Here is an 18,133-nt window from a genome sequence, read left to right as displayed (position 1 = left end):
GTTAAAAGGTGAAGCCGTTCTTGAAAGGGTGGTGCCCGCTCGAAGGCGGGCATGACAGGTTTAATGTTTAGGTTGAATCTTTCCATTTTCTTCCTACTGCCTACTTCCTACCGCCTACTAATCGCTAAAATTCATTGACCAATACCCATATTTTTTGCTATCTTGTAGCGCGTTCGAAATATCTCGAAATCTAACACGTTAAACCAATAGGAGCTCATAATGAGTCTTACTCTTAACGATATCAAGCACCCGAAAATCAGTACTTGGGTGAATGAAATGATTGCCATGTGCGAACCGGACAACGTCGTCGTCGTTGACGGTACCCAGGAAGAATATGATGCCCTCATGCAGAAGTGCGTCAAGGCCGGCCTCGCAACGAAGCTTGCTAAGAAGGAAAACTGCTACTTGTTCCGTTCTCTTCCGTCTGACGTGGCTCGCGTCGAATCCCGTACGTTCATCTCCTCCGTCAAGGAAGAAGATGCAGGTCCGACCAACCACTGGATCGACCCGTCTGAACTCAAGCAGACGATGCGTAAGCTCTACAAGGGTTGTATGCACGGCCGTACCATGTACGTGATCCCGTTCTGCATGGGCCCGCTCGGCTCCCCGATCTCCAAGAACGGTATCGAAGTCACTGACTCCGAATACGTCGTTCTCAACATGGACATCATGACTCGCGCTGGCAAGAAGGTTCTCGATATCTTCAATGCTGACCCGAACGCTGACTTCGTTCCGTGCCTCCACTCCGTTGGTAAGCCGCTCCGCGAATGCGAAAGCGACAACGGCATCTGGCCGTGCGCTGACGTTGAATACAAGTACATCACGCAGTTCCCGGAAGAACGCCTCATTTGGTCCTACGGTTCTGGTTACGGTGGAAACGCCCTCCTCGGCAAGAAGTGCTTTGCTCTCCGCATTGCTACCGTTCTCGCTCGCGACGAAGGCTGGCTCGCTGAACACATGCTCATCCTCAAGCTCACCAACCCGAAGGGCGAAGTCAAGTACGTGACTGGCGCATTCCCGTCTGCTTGCGGTAAGACGAACCTCGCCATGCTCATCCCGACTATCCCGGGCTGGAAGGTCGAAACCATCGGTGACGACATTGCATGGATGAAGTTTGGCAAGGATGGCCGTCTCTATGCTATCAACCCGGAAGCTGGCTTCTTCGGCGTTGCCCCGGGTACTTCTGCAGAATCCAACAAGAACGCTCTTGTTTCTGCTGAAAAGAACACGATTTACACGAACTGCGCTCTCACTGAAGACGGCGACGTGTGGTGGGAAGGCATCGGCTACCCGGCTAAGGGCAAGCTCGTTGACTGGAAGGGCAAGACCCGTGACGCTCTCCCGAAGGACAAGGCTCCTAAGGGCGAAGAAATGGCTCACCCGAATGCTCGCTTCACCGCTCCGGCTAAGCAGTGCCCGTGCATTGCTAAGGAATGGGAAGATCCGGCAGGCGTGCCTATCTCTGCAATCCTCTTCGGTGGCCGTCGTCCGTCCACCATTCCTCTGGTCCACCAGTCCCTCAGCTGGAACCATGGCGTGTTCCTCGGCTCCATCGTTGGTTCCGAAATCACGGCTGCCTCTACGATTGACGCCTCTCAGGTCGGTAAGATCCGTCGCGACCCGTTCGCAATCCTCCCGTTCTGCGGCTATAACATGGGTGACTACTTCAAGCACTGGATCGAAATCGGTCAGAAGTCCACTGAAGACAAGCTTCCGAAGATCTTCTACGTGAACTGGTTCCGCAAGGATGCCAACAACGAAAAGCTTCCGGGTGGCTTCATGTGGCCGGGTTACGGCGACAACAGCCGCGTGCTCGCTTGGATCTTCGACCGCTGCAACGGTGTTGACAACGCTGTCGAAACTCCGATCGGTTACATGCCGAAGGAAGGCGCCATCAATACTGATGGTCTCGCTGACTACTATAAGGAAACTCTCCCGCAGATCACGAAGGTTGACGTGGAAGGCTGGAAGAAGGAACTCGCTGACGTTAAGGAAAATCACTATCCGAAGTTCGGCAAGCACCTCCCGAAGGAACTCTCTGAAATCATCGACATGATCCAGGATCGTTTGAACAAAGCCTAATAAGGCGAGAGTCGCGGACAAGCTCGCTTGTCCATGACCGAGCCAACAGGCTTGCGCTCGTAAGAGCGCCAGGCATAATTCTTAACAGAATTTTCCTTTAAAAATGCCCTTGCGATGAAAGTCGCAAGGGTGTTTTGTTTGTAAAACGTTATTCAGACCCACGCAGTGGGGAAGGTTCTCGAAGTAAGACGGGAATCTATTTACAGCGTTTAGAATCTAAAGCGTCATAACAGCCATATTCTCTTCTGCCGAAATACGATTTTGTAGTATCGGCTTTAGATTCGTCAACTTTGAACTTTGTCGTTATATCGAGCGTGTCGCCGCGACCGTATTGGTCCTTATAGACGAGTTTCCAAGTGATAGTCGTATCGCGATATGATTTCATGGATCCATTGAAAAATTGATAGGTTACCCGATCAACTTTTTCAGGAAGTCTGCGGACTACGCTTTTAGGATTATCATTATTAGGAGTGTATTGTACATTGGCTGCACCAACACTGCATTTTCCTGAGCGACTTGTTGCTTCAAAACCAAAGGGGAATAAATCTCTTTTTTCAAATGTAAAACCTTCAGGTAGACCGATGTGTTCAAGGTAATAATTGGAAGTGAATTCAAAAAATTGAGCACATGCGTGGCCGTTTAGAGTAGACAAAACTTTTTGTACTGTATCCCGATTGAATTTTGGTATTTTTGCAATGGGAATGTAATTGACAAGCACGTTTTCGCCAAAGTTTATGTTCTTGTAAGTGGTATCGTAAATGGTGTCTTTATAGCTTGGACATTTTATACGTTTGTTGTTGGCATCACGGCAAATTTTTACCGTATAACATCCGACGCAAGTTTCGTGGTAACAGCTAAAACTGGTATCTTTTATGTTGCAATCCGATTCGTTCCATTCCGTTGTATCGCCATTAAAATTGAGTGCTCGGTACATCTTCACGTTCTTGTGTAGCGTGCTATCTGCAATCGAAGCGTAATTTTCAAGGGAAATCTCTTTTACGGGCTTCGCTCTGTTGCCACCGATTTCGTCATTTGTACACGCAAAAAGACAAAATGTTAAGCCAATTAAGAATACAGACGTGAATTTACAAGACAACTTCATTTCGTTATTTACAATTAGATGGCTTGATGGCATCATAACATGCTCCATCATAAAAACCATAAATCTTTATTCTTAAAGAATCGGAGTCATCGTATTCAAATTTAGTGGTTATGTCCAAAGTATCCGCACGACGGTATTGGTCTGTGTACACCAACTTCCAAGAAATTGTCGTATCTTGGAATGTTGTAAGAGTACCATTGAAAAATTGAAGAGTATTGTCGTCAAGTTCTTCGGGAAGAGATCTTCTATAGACAACAGAATAATGAGAACTCATGGTGTACTGAATACGGGCGCTTTGAACGGAGCATTTCTCTTGACCAGAATCATCCCTATCAACGTACGCATCATACCCAAACATCACATCATCTTCATTCTTCCATGAAAATCCCGGAAGCCCAATAGCCTTAAGACTGTAATTGGATCTAAGTTCAAAGATTTGTGAGCAACGCTCGCCGGAGAGCTTGGAAAGAGCTTTTGCAACAGCCTCTCTATCGAATTCAGGAATTTCTGCAACCGGAGTATAGTGGACTAGCGCGTTTTTTCCAAAGTTTATATCCGTATAGGTCGTATCGTAAATGGTATCTCTGTAACCGGAACGTTTTTTGGTTTTATCGCCAAAAAAATCATCATAAAAATCGTCCCGAATTCCATAAGAGAACTCGTGTCGTTCGACATGATTGCAAGAAAAAGTCGAATCTTCAATCTCGCAGTCAGAAGCGCCCCAGAAGGTTGTATCTTTGTTGAAATTAAGTGCTCGATACCGCTGCACATCTACGTGAAGAGTGCTATCTATAAAGAAATACTCGTCTTCTTCACTGCTGGAGCTGGGGAGACTACTTTCGCCTGTAGCATCACTTACGTGATGACCATCAGAACAAGACATTAAAGAATATGTCAAACAAAATACACCAAGAGCAACCAATTTACGAGCATTTTTCATTATAAATCCTCCTTCACCTATAAAGGAAAAGCCTCATTTGGATAAAATATACAAAATGATACATCATCTCAACAGGAATTCTTTTATATTTTATCGCAAGTGTTTTGACAGGAGGGTTATATGAAACTGTTACGCGAAATTATTGGCTATGTTCTTGGCGGAGTGCTTTTTGTAGGGCTAATTCCGACGTTGATGTGGCTAGCCTCGGGAATGCCGGATTTGTTACCGATTGACGCCGCTCGGGGAATAATCGCTGTTGTGGTTATACTCGCGGGGCTTGCTTTAAGCATCTGGACTATCATTTACATGAAACGTCGTGGGAAAGGCAATCCGATGGACGCTTTCGGACATGAAGTTGCTCCGCGCACTAGCCACCTGATGACTGACGGCCCGTATCGCCTGAATAGAAACCCGATGCTTACAGGCACGTTCGTTTACCTCATTGGCGCATTAGTATGGCTGTGGCATTGGCAAGCTTTGCTCGTGTATGCAGCATTTGTCGCTATTATGATGGTGCAGGTCTTTAGCGAAGAACGACGCCTCCGCCGCGATTTCGGCAAGGAATACGAAGATTTCTGCAAAATCCGCAGAAGATTTTAATTTCAAAAAAATTTCATTTAATAGAAGAAACGAGATAGAACAATGTCTCGTTTCTTTTTTTATAATAAATCATATTGGGCATATTTAAAATATTATAATCTTTCTTTTTGTGAAGATAACTTCTTTTATAATTTTTTACAAACTATTCAAAATCGTTTAAAAACAAAAGAAAATATTCAAAACAATGTATATTGACGATTTTATTTTATTGTTGTAACTTTATTGTATGTTTGTGGTAGTAATTAATAACAAAAGTTCAATTTCACTTATAAAAGGAAAAACATGACAGACAACACACCTAGCGTTGATCCGCAAGCATCTGTTAATAAAAAATTTGAATCAAGTGCATTTACACGTATCAAAAATCACTATGAAGCACTGCGTAGCGGTCTCGGAGATGGAAACAAACGTTCTTCCGAATACAACACGGCAAAATGCAAATGCTGCTCGGAAAAATTTCCCGATATCACAGGCGTTTGGTCTCAAAAGAATTACACATTTTTAGGAAACGCATATACTCCCGAAGATAGCATGGATGCCAATAAACATTTGTGCGTTCATCCGAACCTTTGGGAAAACGGTGCAAGCAACCATTTGTCTGGCGTATTTGAAGTTTTGCCGGGTAAAATTTACCAAGTCCGTGGCTATGACATGTCCAACCTTACATTTGTAAGGAGTAACCCAAGTGGGGGAGACCCGCGCTGGATTGTCTTTGACACTTTGATGAGCAACGAGTGCACAAAAGTTGCGATGGATCTTTTCGAAGCATATTTGAAAAAAACGTACTCTGATTATTCGCTTAGCGGTTCCATCGTCGGTATGATTATCAGCCATTCCCACATTGACCATTATGGCGGTATGGAAACCGTTATGGATTACTTTATCGATCCCAAGAATCCTGACAATAATGGGAAAATCATCGAAAATAGCGATGATGAAGATGATGGGAAAAACACCGAAAATGCCAAAGAATCCAAGGATGACGTAAAAAAAGTCGCCAACTGTTTTATCCTTGCGCCCGCAGGTTTTTACGACCACGCCGTCAGCGAAAACGTTTACTTGGGCAATGCCATGGGCAGGCGAGCTTCTTATCAATACGGAAGTTTTATCAAGCCGATGGATGAAAACGATCTTTGCGGAGAAATCAGTATCGGCATTGGGCAAGGGCAGTCTACCGGAAAACCATCCGCAGTAGGTAGGCCAACAATTGAAATTTTGGAAAACGTTACATTGCAACTTGACGAAATTAAAGTCGAGTTCCAGTTAACTCCGGGAACAGAAGCACCGGCCGAAATGAACAATTACATTCAAGATTATCAAGCTTTATGGCTCGCCGAAAACTGCTCTGGTACACTACACAACCTTTATACCCTTCGTGGTGCAGAAATCCGTGATGCCAAGGCTTGGTCGCATTTCTTGATGGAAGCAGCCGTTAAATATGGCAATAAAACTAATGTTATTTTCCAGAGTCATAACTGGCCTCACTGGAAAAACGGCACAACTGAAAACGATGTTCCTACAGTTAATATACGCGACTTCATTATCGAAACAGCGTCCATTTACAAGTACATTCATGACCAAGCACTCCTTTATATGAACATGGGCTACAAGATGAATGAAGTAGCGGACATGCTCGTATTACCGAGGGGCATGCAAAAAAATTGGACGCTCAAGCCATTCTACGGAACGCCTGTACATAATGCAAAAGCCGTGTATCAAAAATATCTTGGCTGGTACGACGCCAACCCAATACACCTTCAGGAACTTCCGCCAGAACAGTTGGCCAAGGAAACACTTCGTTATGTAATGGCCGGTAGCCGTGAAAAGATGTTGTCCATGATTGACGAAGATATCGCCAAAGGAAATTATTGGACCGCCGCTTACATGTCGAACCAGATGATTCTTTCTGGCGACTGCGATGATATCTCTGACAAAGTCAGGAATCTTTGCGCTACAGCGTTGCGACAACTTGGAGCCCAGTGCGAATCGGGAACTTGGCGCAACGCATACCTGAGCGCGGCTTATGAACTCGTCAACAAAAAACTTCAGCCAGATCAAGTGAAGTCTGATCAGTTGGCACAAATGCCTCCAGAAACGCTGCTAGATTATATATCGATTTTCTTTGACGGTGAATTGGCGGCCAAGTTCAATTGCGATAGTACCCTTGCAGTCTTGAAAAACGGCATTTATACTTATTTTGCTTTTGTCGTTAAGAACGGCGCAATTCTCTATTACGAAATCACTGAAGAAGAATACAATAAGTCTGATAATAAAATTAATGTCTCCTTTGATGAACTCAAGAGTGTCGCAATCGGTAAGTACAGTGTTGAAAACAACATCCTTCGCGATATATCAAACGCATTGATCAATGTCGCAAGTTACAAGCGCTTCAAATATTTCGATATAATTGGCAGGCATGATAGCGAAGTGAAGGCTAGCGGCGATAATCCAATTGATTTGAAAAAGGAAGTAAGCGATTGCATTTTGTTGCTTGAAAAATATGTCGGAAAGTTCAATAAAAAAACACCAGTTCTTGTTCTTTCTGAAGAAGATAAGCAAAGCTGGAACGATTACTACAAACTGTTAAAAGAGGACACTCATGTCATTCTTGACGGCGATTTCTTTATTCCAGGTGACAAAAGCATGGGAATTGGAAATGACGGCAAGTTTATGCAGTACGAATTATTCTATACCTTGTACGCACTTTATAGATACTTGTACCGTAGCTATTTAAAGAATGATTACGGCTATAAAGGGAACAACTTTGATGAAGAATCTTTTGCAAAGTTGAAACAAAGTATCGTCTTGCTCGAAACGTATGTTGCCGATTATTATCTTTGCAATTCTAAAACCAACATTTCTCTTGAAGATGACGACTTTGAAGCATGGCGCTATCTGAACAATGATACCAAAGAATCTTCAAAGCAGTCTCTCAATGTTGCAGATTTCTTCAAGGAACTCTACAAGCGCTATAAAGAGCTTTCGTGCGAAATTAAATCTACCGGGAAAAATTTCTTCTTGGAGTCCGTCGCGGACGATAAAAGATCTATCACGGTTCATAATGCATCACACAACAGGCTCCAATGCAACAACGTTGAATTGAATGACGTAATCCAAAACGATTCTGCCGTTATCGATGTTTCAAAAATCGATAAGAACGCAATTGTAGAGACTTTCTACCAATCTGGTGAAGAAATGTTCGTCACCGGTAGACTCGTCTATCGAAAATAGTTGATATAATTTCTAGCAATTATTCTTAGACCGTAGTTTTATGAGCTACGGTCTTTTAACGTTTATTCAAAATCACGACTGCCGAAAGAATAAGGAAAATACCAAGTCCGGACAACAGCGTCAAAGATTCGGAAAAATATGCAATACCGACAATTGTTGCGACCATAGGCTCGACAGTCGCAAGAATGCCGGCCTTGCTCGCTTCAACACAGCGGAGTCCAAGCGTGTATAAAAGGAACGGAATAACGGCGGTAACAAGAGCCGTCAGAAAGCACAACAAAACAAGTCCGCTAAAATTAGTTGCTTTGGAGAAAATGGAGAGAGCCTCTGCCGGACGGCAAATAAACCAAGAACCGATTGCAGCAATCAAAAACGTATATGTGGTGACGGTGTAGGGGGAATATTTACGCAACGCAATCGTACCCAAGATGCTATAAAGCCCATATCCGACACCTGAGCCGATACCGAGCAACAAACCGACAGCTGTAATTCCATCACCGGAAATACCCGAAACCAGAACGCAGCCGGCAAATGCCAAGGCGAGTGCAATGATTTTTTGACGGTTTATCTTTTCGTGAAAAAGCACCGCCGACATCAACATAATCCAAATGGGCGAGGTGTACAAAAGTATTGCCGCCGTAGAAAGAGGCATAATCGTTATGGCAGAAAAGTAACAGACCGTAAAGAACAAAATGCTCCCGACGCCAAGTCCCAAGAATAGCGGAATATCCCGCAAGGAAATTTTGAAGCCCGCGCGGTTCTTGATAAACAAAATCAAAGAAAAGAACAATGCAGCAAGCGTAATTCTTATGGAGACAATCTGGATGGCGCTAAAGCCAAAGTCGCTAAGCGTTCGGACAAAAATGCCCATGCATCCCCAAAAGCTAGCGGCAATAATTATTAAAAGTGGTCCTATTTTTCGATCAAGCAGTTTATTCATAGCACATCAAATCTAGTATAAACTTTTCATATCAGTCTTTATTCCCCAAAAAAATGTATATTGAATATAGTACTACAAAGTAAGGAGGAAATATGAAGACCAAGATATTGGTTGCTTTGGGATTTTTGGCAGGCTTTACAATTATGATATCGGCTTGTTCCGAAGAAGCCCCGAACGCGGTATCTTCTACACGTGATGATTATGCGACTTTATCGTCTAGCGCAGGAGCACCTCCATCACCAAACACAACAACCTCCTCTAGTGAAAGTGCAAACCCAACATCAAGTGAAAGCACAATTCCGCAGTCAAGCGATTCTCAAAAATCATCATCCAGTGAAAAAGGCATATCGTCTTCATCCGTTTTTTTCCCGAGAATGAGCAGTTCTTGGCCAGATGGTGGTAACTATAATCCTGCGGCCTGCTGCGTTGATACTATTTACATCGAAAATGGTCAAGAAACATACCATCGCTTACAGGAAGGCATTTGTCCTCCGCCAATATATATGACAGTCTCTTGCTATCCCCCTGTTCGAGTCAACATGGATTCAATTAAAGCGATCGAGAGCAAGCCGAAAGAGCCTTCCATTTTGATAGAAGAATGTTTGCAAGCTATTGATCTTGCAAAACAGGGACTTGGGAATGAAATAAAAAAAGCCAAGTTGATTGACGATCACGGTTCCTTCAAAGTCGAATTCTGGAAACAAGATTATTGTTCCATCGACGCAGGCTTTTCATTCGAACGTTCTGGCGATACGTTGTCCTTAAAACTTACAGACATCCGATCGGCAGAAACATGCAAATGCTATAGCAAACATCGTATCGACATTCCCGCTTCTGAAAAAGACTTCTCTTATTTCAAATTTGAAGATAAGGTTTTTGAAGTTCAGTAGGCGAGAGCCTTCAAACATTGAGTCCCAAATTAGCAAATTGACGCCATAAAGCCATTATCGTTGTCATTTTATCAAAACGAATTCATTTTTAGCCTTATCAAAAGTGAATTTTCCAGTTTACTTTACATTATGTACAGTTGAATTGGGAGGCTATATGACGATTTCAATGAAGAGATTTTCTCTTTTTGCGAGTTCCATCGCATTTTTGGGCACCATTGCCGGGGCTGCAACGATAAATGTTGACATGGGCAAGGAATACCAGCGCATCAGCGGCTTTGGTGCCGCATCGGCATGGGCGGGCTCCATCACCGACAAAAACGCCGCCTTTCTTTGGGATTCCACCAGCGGCGCGGGGCTTACGCTGCACCGCATCCGTATTGCTCCGGATGGCTCCACCTCCGAAACAAGTATTGCAAAAAAGGCGAGTGAATACGGTGTCAAAGTTTGGGCAGCCCCATGGACATCCAAATACACTGTAAATTACGATGGCGACAAAAAACACCTGGATTTCAATCATGCGCAGGACTGGGCCAACACCATCTTAAAGTTTACGCAAGACATGCGAAAGGCAGGCGTAAACTTATACGCGATTTCGTCACAAAATGAGCCCGACGGCACCGGCGACAACCACTACGAACCCGATGAATTGGCACGTTGGGTCGGCGACTATCTTGGCCCCACCCTTGATACCACGGGCATCAAAATTATTGGCACCGAAGCCATCAACTGGTACGGATTCCCCAATTACAAAAAAGCATTCTTCAACAATCCCGCCGCCTTGAAATACACGGACATTTTTGGAACGCACGAATACGGCGGAGACCCAGCCGCTTACCCTGAAATCCACGAAGCCGGCAAGGAATTCTGGGAAACTGAAGTCTACGATCTCGGAAGCAATAGGGAAGACGTTGGCATGGGAAGCGCGCTCCGCGTTGCAAACATGATTCACGACGCCCTTACCATTTCGAACATGAACGCTTGGCATTTTTGGTGGATTTATTCTTGCAGCGAACCCAGCTGCGGCAACGGAGCGCTTTGGCCGCAAGGACAAGGGAGCCCCGACAACTTGGAACCCACCAAACGACTCTGGGTCATGGGAAACTACAGCCGCTTTGCACGCCCCGGCTCCTGGAGAATTGATGCCACAAAAAATCCCGAAAGAGATGTAAAGGTCACAGCCTACCGCGACTCCCTCAAGACGAAAATCGCAGTCGTCATTCTCAATTCCAATAATGAGGAATTCAAGGCGGACTTTGACTTCGGAAACACAAAAATTGGAAGCTTCAAGCCCTACGTCACCGACGACAAGAACAACCTCAAGGAAGGAAGCGAAGTCAAGGTTGACGATACAAAGTGCAGTTACAGCGTCCCAGCACGCAGTGCAACGACCGTCGAATTCATTCTGTGGCAAGAGCCAAAGGTGGAACCACCCAAGGATTCAACAGAAGCAATTGCTTTCAGCAGGATTTCTGTACCCCAAAGCCGTCAAAGCTCATATAAAGTATTTAGCCCGATTGGCACGTTTATCGGTGAATTCCAAGCGGAACACATCGGCGAACTCCGCAACGCCATGACAAGCGCGGGCTTAAGCCGCGGCATTTATATGGTCAAATGCGGCAATGCCAAAACGCAACGAGTGGTGTTGAGATAGATCTAGAGAGAAAGACGGAAATTAAAAAACGCAGGCTCAAAAGAGTCTGCGTTTAAAGTTCTGAAAGGTGATTCCGGCTCGGAGGCCGGAATGACAATTAGGGTGGGGGGCCCTTCGACAAGCTCAGGGACCTTCCCCTAATAACTCACTTACTTCTTCACATGTCTGTGGTACTCTTGGAGGCTGCAGACCTCGAATCTTCCGAAGTCGTGCTTGTCCATGAGGCCTTCCACAGTAGAGGTGAGGGCGGCGATGGTCGTCGTGATAGGAATGCCCGAGACGACAGCCTTGGAGCGCATCTGGATTTCGTCGACCATGGCTTCTGCGCCAGTTTCGGTGGTGTTCACGATCCACTGCACTTCCTTATCGTGGATAAGGTCGAGCAGGTTCGGGCGGCCACGGGAGATGCGGAACACGGCGCGGGTCTTGATGCCTTCGTTGTAGAGCATCGTGGAGGTGCCGCGGGTGGCGTAAATCTGGTAGCCCATGTCCACGAGGCGCTTGATGAGCGGAACTGCCTTCTGCTTGTCTTCGTCCTTGAGCGAGACGAAGATGTTGCCTTGGCTCGGGACCTTGTTGCCCGATGCCAGCTGGCTCTTGAGGTAAGCGAGTCCGCGGTCACGATCGAGGCTCATGACTTCACCGGTGGACTTCATTTCCGGAGAAAGCGTGATGTCGACGCCCGGGAACTTGACGAACGGGAACACGGCTTCCTTAACGCTCACGTAAGGCACGTGGACTTCGTCGGTGAAGCCGATCTGTTCGAGAGATTCGCCGGTCATGCAGCGTGTTGCATAGCTTGCAAGCGGAACACCGATGGACTTGGACACGAACGGAACGGTGCGGGATGCACGCGGGTTCACTTCGATCATGTAGAGTTCGCCATCCTTGACGGCGAGCTGCATGTTCATGAGACCAACAACATGGAGTTCCTTGGCAAATTCCTTAGCGAATTCACGAACCTTGTCCTGAATTTCCTTGGAGAGGGTCATCGGCGGGATAACGCTAGCGGAGTCGCCGGAGTGGATGCCTGCGGGTTCCACGTGTTCCATGATAGCACCGATAACGGTGTGCTTGCCGTCGCTGATGCAGTCCACATCGAGTTCGGTTGCGTCTTCGAGGAAGCGGTCAATGAGGATCGGCTTGCCTTCGCCAATGGCGGCAGCTTCTTCCACGAACTTGCGGAGGTACTTTTCCTTGTAAACAATCACCATGCCGCGGCCACCGAGAACGAAACTCGGGCGCACAAGAACAGGGTAACCGATCTTATCGACAATGGCGAGGGCTTCTTCCACGTTGTGTGCAATGCCGCTTTCAGCCTGCTTGATGCCAATCTTGGTGACGAGCTGCTTGAAGAAGTCGCGGTCTTCGGCGAGGTCGATGTCTTCGGGGCTTGTACCGATGACATTTGCACCAGCCTTCTTGAGGCGCATGGCGAGGTTCAGCGGAGTCTGACCACCGAACTGAACAATCACGCCCGCGCACTTTTCGCGTTCGTAAATGCCCATCACGTCTTCGAGCGTAAGCGGTTCAAAATAGAGCTTGTCCGAAGTATCGTAGTCGGTAGAAACCGTTTCGGGGTTACTGTTCACCATGATGACTTCGAAGCCGTGCTTGCGGAGCGTAAATGCAGCGTGGCAGCAGCAGTAGTCAAATTCAATGCCCTGGCCGATTCTGTTCGGACCGCCGCCAAGCACCATGATGCGTTTTTTGCTCTGGTGACCCGGAATTTCGCGGACCGGTTCGGTATTGTCGGCGTAGCAGCTATAGTAGTAAGGAGTAATAGCTTCGAATTCGCCGGCGCAAGTATCGACGGAGTAGTAGCTCGGAACGAGGCCAATCTGCTTACGCACTGCCATGACTTCTTCCGGAGTCTTGTGGAAGAGGTAACCGATCTGGATATCGCTGAAGCCGAATTCCTTGGCCTGGCGGAAGAGAGCCTTATCCTTGGCGAGGTTTTCGAGAGAACCTGCAGCCGTGATTTCGTCTTCGAAGCAGGCGAGTTCTTCGAGGTGACGCAAGAAGTAACGGTCGATTCTGGTCACATCGTAAAGCTTTTCGATGTCCCAACCGCGGCGGAATGCTTCGTAGACCACGAAGATGCGCTCTGCACTCGGGCGTGCGACTTCCTTGGCGAGCGTTTCGTCATCGTATTCCTTGAACTTTTCGCACTTGGCGCAGGCACCGAATCCGCCGAATCCCGTTTCGAGAGAGCGGAGAGCCTTCTGCATGGCCTGCTTGAAGTTCGTACCGATGGCCATGGCTTCGCCCACAGACTTCATCTGTGTGCCGAGCGTGGAATCTGCCTTCGGGAACTTTTCGAATGTGAAGCGCGGAACCTTCACGACAACGTAGTCGAGAGCCGGTTCAAAGCAGCTCGGGGTCGATTGCGTGATGTCGTTGCGGAGTTCGTCAAGCGTGTAACCCACAGCGAGAAGTGCTGCAATCTTTGCGATGGGGAAGCCCGTTGCCTTAGATGCAAGAGCAGAAGAACGAGACACACGCGGGTTCATTTCGATGATGATGCGGCGACCGGTCTTCGGTTCGATAGCCCACTGAACGTTGGATCCGCCGGTTTCCACGCCGATAGCTTCCATGACCTTCAGGGAGTCGTCACGCATGGCCTGGTAAGCGCGGTCATCAAGGCTCTGGATCGGGGCGACAGTGATGGAGTCGCCGGTGTGCACGCCCATGGGGTCCAGGTTTTCGATGGAGCAGACGATAACGGCATTGCCCTTCTTATCGCGCATGACTTCCATTTCGAATTCTTTCCAGCCGAGGAGCGATTCTTCGATAAGCACTTCGTTGTTGAGCGAGGCGTCAAGACCGCGGTTCACGATGGTTTCGAATTCTTCTTCGTTGTGGGCGATACCGCCACCAGTACCACCAAGCGTAAAGCCCGGACGGATGATGAGCGGCCAGCTGCCGATGGTGTGGGCGATAGCGGTAGCTTCGCTCATGGAGTGTGCCGAACCGGAGCGGGGGAGGTCAAGACCGATCTTGAGCATGGCTTCCTTGAACAGGTGACGGTCTTCGGCGCGCTGGATGGATTCGGCTTTAGCACCGATGAGTTCCACCTGGTAGCGGTCCAAAATGCCGCGTTCGTTGAGTTCCATGGCGAGGTTCAAGGCGGTCTGGCCACCGAGAGTCGGGAGCAATGCATCGGGGCGTTCGCGACGGATGATTTCGTGGAGAATATCGACGCTCAGCGGTTCGATGTAGGTACGGTCAGCCATTTCCGGGTCAGTCATGATGGTTGCCGGGTTGGAGTTCACGAGCACCACTTCGTAACCTTCACGACGGAGCACCTTACAAGCCTGCACGCCGGAGTAGTCGAATTCGCAGCCCTGGCCAATCACAATCGGGCCAGAACCGATGAGCATAATCTTCTTGATGTCGGTACGCTTAGGCATTCTTGCCTCCCTTGAAATCTTCAATCATCTTCTTAAATTCTTCGAACAAGTACATGGAATCGTTCGGACCCGGGGCAGATTCCGGATGGTACTGCACGCTGAATGCCGGGAACTTTTTGTGGCGGATGCCTTCGACCGTGTTGTCGTTCAGGTTGATGTGCGTGACTTCGACATCGGCGGGGAGAGACGTTTCGTCAATGGCGTAGTTGTGGTTCTGTGACGTGATTTCGACAGCGCCCGTCAAGAGGTTCTTGACTGGATGGTTGCAGCCGTGGTGGCCGAACTTGAGCTTGGAAACCTTAGCACCGAGAGCAAGGCCGAGGAGCTGGTTACCAAGGCAGATACCCATGAGAGGGATCTTGCCGAGGAGCTGCTTGACCATGTTGTAAACCTGCGGGAGGCTGTTCGGGTCGGCAGGGCCGTTGGAGAGGAACACGCCATCCGGCTTCTGTTCCATGATCTTTTCGTAGCTCGTGCCAATCGGCATAACTGTGATGCGCATGTCCTGTGCGGCGAGGTTTCTCAAGATGTTCGTCTTGATACCGAAATCGAGAGCGACAATGTGGTACTTGCCTTCGTTATTGAATTCGTAGCCGTTCGGGTCGCTCACCTTGCTCGCATAATCCTGACCGTCGAGGCCTTCCCAAGCCTTTGCCTTTGCGATAGCTTCGGCTTCGGTCATTTCCGTGTCTTCGACGTGGAGGTAAGCTTTCTGGGCGCCGTGTGTGCGGAGGTGGAGCGTGAGGGCGCGAGTATCAACGCCTGCAATGCCTGCCTTTTTCTGGGCGAGCATGTAATCATGAAGCGATTCTTCGTTCAGTTCCTTGGAAACCCAGTCGAGGGAATTCACGACAATTCCGTTCAAGAAAACCTGACGGGATTCGGACTTTTCAAAGTTCGTAGCGTAAGCGCCAACTTCGGCCGTGGTGAAAACGACAAACTGGCCAGCGTAAGACGGGTCGGTCAAAATCTGCTTGTAGCCCGCCATACCGGTGTTGAACACGGCTTCGCCAACGGTATCTTTCTTTTCGCCAAAGGCGTAACCGTGGAATACGGCTCCGTCAGCCAAGGCTATAAAAGCCTTGCGCTCGCGCTTTGCTTTCCATTGAAATTTTTCGTTCATGATTTACCTTACGTCACAGTTGTTGGGGTAAAAAGAAAGGCAAAAGCTAAATGCCTTTGCCTTAAAATTAAAACTCTTAAAAAAATGAATAGTCTTGTCAAAAACTGAAACCCAACCGACCTTTTTGTGGGTCGAGGCTGCTTGCTTGAAGGCGAGCTCGAAGTCAACAAGTTCCATTCTTTTCATCGGCGTGAAATTATAGTAAAATGACAGGCCCGCGACAATCCATTATTTTCGAAAAATTTCAAGGTATTATTCAATTTTTGTAAAACACTTTTGGCGTTCGGAAAAGAAATGTAAAATACATGTATATGGGATTAATTCGCAGACTGTTTTCGGAGCGTTTTTTTGTCAATTTTTAATAAAATTATACAAATTTCATAACAATTTTATATCTTTTTCATAAGTACAACAGGGACGGGGAGATGTCTGCAATTTTGTTTTTGCGACTCGATTGATTCCAGACGTTTTTCTATAGACGAATTTTCAAATTTAAAGGAAGAAGGGAAAATGAAATTGCAAAGACAAATTACAACAAAACTAGAGTACGCTCTGCCTATAGCCCTGTTCATGACGGTAAACGGGTGGGGAACGGAAGTCACAGCCAACTATATTGGCGAAAATGGTTCGTCAAAAATAGCATCAAACTGTTTACTGCTAGATCAAAAGTACCTCAACGATCACCAAAATCAAATTAACACTCATTCTGAGTGCATTGCGGTTAATGAAGAATTGACCTATACAGGGATCATTCATCTTACCGCAAGTAATGTGATATTCATTATTGCAGATAAGGCTAAATTCACTATTAATTTCAACAGCCAAAGTGACGATAATCATCCTATTGGAGTGGGGAGTAAAACGAGCAGTGGCAATATTAAATTCTTCGGGCAGAAAAACCAAACGGGTTCATTGATTCTAAACAACACAGGTACTCAATATGGTAGAGGTTTGAGTGCATATGGAGACATTCAAATCTACGGTGGTCATGTTACTGTAACCTCCAATGCCAAAGACGCTATCTGGGCCCAAAACAATATTGAAATTTATGGTGGCTACGTTTCTACAACTTGTACAAGCACAAGCACGAAACCCGTATACGTTGGTATAAAGTCCGAAACCGGAAACATCAATATCAACTGGGCCAACAGCTTCTATGCAAATTCCGACTCTACCACTCATGGGGCCCTGAATATCGCCGAAGGACTTATACTTAAGGACGAGAGTAACGGGACCTATTCCAGCAGCACCGCAGATATCAATAATGCCATTAAAGGCAAAACACTCACTCCCGATTACTTTGTGCAAATCATAACAAATGGTGACGACACCAAACGTGCAATTATCAACGGCAATTACTCAGGTACAACAACCAATATACCTCAGGGAACGGAAGTCGTATCTATCGACTACAATCGTACTTTTACGGCAGGGGTTCCATCAACAGTCGTATTGCCATTCAGCCTACCATCAGGTTCAACCATCAACGCTAAGTTCTATTACTTACAAGAAGTTGTTCAAAAGAGTGATGCTTGTGCATGGAAGGCAACGCTTAAAAACATCGGCGCAGGCAATCTTCCACAAGCAAACACACCCTATGCAGTCTTGACTGAAGAAGACAAGCTGCAATTCAATTTGAATGATGGAAAAGCAACTTTCCAAGCACCTAATGACCTAACAACATCAGTTTCAGAAGGTAAATGGAGCTTTATCGGAGTTTATTCCTATAAGGTATGGGAACCTGGTGATACAGAACTTGGCTTGGCTTACGCTTTTGCGGGTAGTAACGAAGCTCAAATTGCAAAAGGTAAATTCGGGAAAATTGCGATTAAAGAAAATTCAACAGATTACCCATTTGCATATCCCTTCCGCGCTTACCTTAAAAAAAGTGATAGCAACGTAAAGCTCCAATGCCCACAACCACAGGCTGTTTTAGGCCAAAATTCGGCCCAATATAGCATAAGCAACATCCCCGAAACGATCGATGCTGAGTTTGTCGACGAAACCGAAAATGGCGAAAAAACAACGTTCATGGCACGCATGAACACCCGCACAGGTGAATTCACAATGTTGCCGAACTACGACATCAAGGGTCGTAAGGTAAACGCATATTCAAAGGTCCGTGGAGTCTATTACGGCAAAAAGGTCATTAAGCAATAGG

The 18,133-nt window shown here is 46.6% G+C and carries 11 protein-coding genes; 6 read left to right on the top strand and 5 right to left on the bottom strand.

Annotation, left to right across the window (positions count from 1 at the left end; all coding sequences use genetic code 11):
• Positions 1-219 precede the first annotated feature (219 nt).
• Complete coding sequence (locus BUA34_RS09200) at positions 220-2,082, top strand: phosphoenolpyruvate carboxykinase (GTP) (RefSeq protein ID WP_072828614.1); 1,863 nt, start codon at positions 220-222, stop codon at positions 2,080-2,082.
• Positions 2,083-2,278: 196 nt separating this feature from the next.
• On the opposite strand, the gene BUA34_RS09195 is transcribed toward BUA34_RS09200, so the two are convergent.
• Together BUA34_RS09195 and BUA34_RS09190 are read right to left on the bottom strand one after the other, a co-directional pair.
• Positions 2,279-3,220 carry a hypothetical protein gene (locus BUA34_RS09195; RefSeq protein WP_072828612.1) on the bottom strand — a complete coding sequence of 314 codons (942 nt, stop codon included), beginning with the start codon at positions 3,218-3,220 and terminating at the stop codon, positions 2,279-2,281.
• Entirely contained in the window at positions 3,189-4,124 is a 936-nt protein-coding gene (locus BUA34_RS09190; protein WP_072828610.1) for a hypothetical protein, read from the bottom strand. Before BUA34_RS09190 ends, BUA34_RS09195 begins: the two co-directional genes overlap by 32 nt.
• A 120-nt stretch (positions 4,125-4,244) precedes the next feature.
• Here BUA34_RS09190 and BUA34_RS09185 point away from each other — a divergent pair, with 120 nt between their 5' ends.
• Positions 4,245-4,724: a methyltransferase family protein gene (locus BUA34_RS09185; protein ID WP_072828608.1), complete on the top strand. Its 480-nt coding sequence runs from the start codon at positions 4,245-4,247 to the stop codon at positions 4,722-4,724.
• A gap of 282 nt (positions 4,725-5,006) precedes the next feature.
• Positions 5,007-7,955, top strand: coding sequence for an alkyl/aryl-sulfatase (locus tag BUA34_RS09180; protein WP_072828607.1), 2,949 nt, complete (start codon positions 5,007-5,009; stop codon positions 7,953-7,955).
• Between the two features lie 55 nt (positions 7,956-8,010).
• On the opposite strand, the gene BUA34_RS09175 is transcribed toward BUA34_RS09180, so the two are convergent.
• Positions 8,011-8,895 (bottom strand): DMT family transporter, encoded by an 885-nt coding sequence (locus BUA34_RS09175; protein ID WP_072828605.1) that lies wholly within the window; start codon positions 8,893-8,895, stop codon positions 8,011-8,013.
• A gap of 92 nt (positions 8,896-8,987) precedes the next feature.
• Here BUA34_RS09175 and BUA34_RS15760 point away from each other — a divergent pair, with 92 nt between their 5' ends.
• Together BUA34_RS15760 and BUA34_RS09165 are read left to right on the top strand one after the other, a co-directional pair.
• The gene (locus BUA34_RS15760; protein ID WP_139255917.1) at positions 8,988-9,785 is read left to right on the top strand and encodes a hypothetical protein; all 798 of its coding nucleotides are present in this window, start codon (positions 8,988-8,990) and stop codon (positions 9,783-9,785) included.
• A gap of 154 nt (positions 9,786-9,939) precedes the next feature.
• On the top strand, positions 9,940-11,436 hold the full coding sequence (locus BUA34_RS09165; RefSeq protein WP_072828601.1) for a glycoside hydrolase family 30 beta sandwich domain-containing protein: 1,497 nt from the start codon (positions 9,940-9,942) through the stop codon (positions 11,434-11,436).
• A gap of 149 nt (positions 11,437-11,585) precedes the next feature.
• Here BUA34_RS09165 and carB read toward each other — a convergent pair whose 3' ends face one another.
• A complete protein-coding gene (gene carB, locus BUA34_RS09160; protein ID WP_072828599.1) occupies positions 11,586-14,849 on the bottom strand; it encodes a carbamoyl-phosphate synthase large subunit in 3,264 nt (1,087 codons plus the stop codon).
• Positions 14,842-15,972: a glutamine-hydrolyzing carbamoyl-phosphate synthase small subunit gene (gene carA / locus BUA34_RS09155; RefSeq protein WP_072828597.1), complete on the bottom strand. Its 1,131-nt coding sequence runs from the start codon at positions 15,970-15,972 to the stop codon at positions 14,842-14,844. Before carA ends, carB begins: the two co-directional genes overlap by 8 nt.
• A gap of 510 nt (positions 15,973-16,482) precedes the next feature.
• Between carA and BUA34_RS09150 the strand changes: the two genes are divergently transcribed.
• Positions 16,483-18,132 (top strand): hypothetical protein, encoded by a 1,650-nt coding sequence (locus BUA34_RS09150; RefSeq protein ID WP_072828595.1) that lies wholly within the window; start codon positions 16,483-16,485, stop codon positions 18,130-18,132.
• The last annotated feature ends 1 nt before the right edge of the window (position 18,133 follow it).

It is taken from the genome of Fibrobacter sp. UWB12, from assembly GCF_900142485.1.
In the GTDB taxonomy this organism is placed as follows: Bacteria; Fibrobacterota; Fibrobacteria; order Fibrobacterales; family Fibrobacteraceae; genus Fibrobacter.
This window is presented reverse-complemented; position numbering and strand designations above follow the sequence as displayed.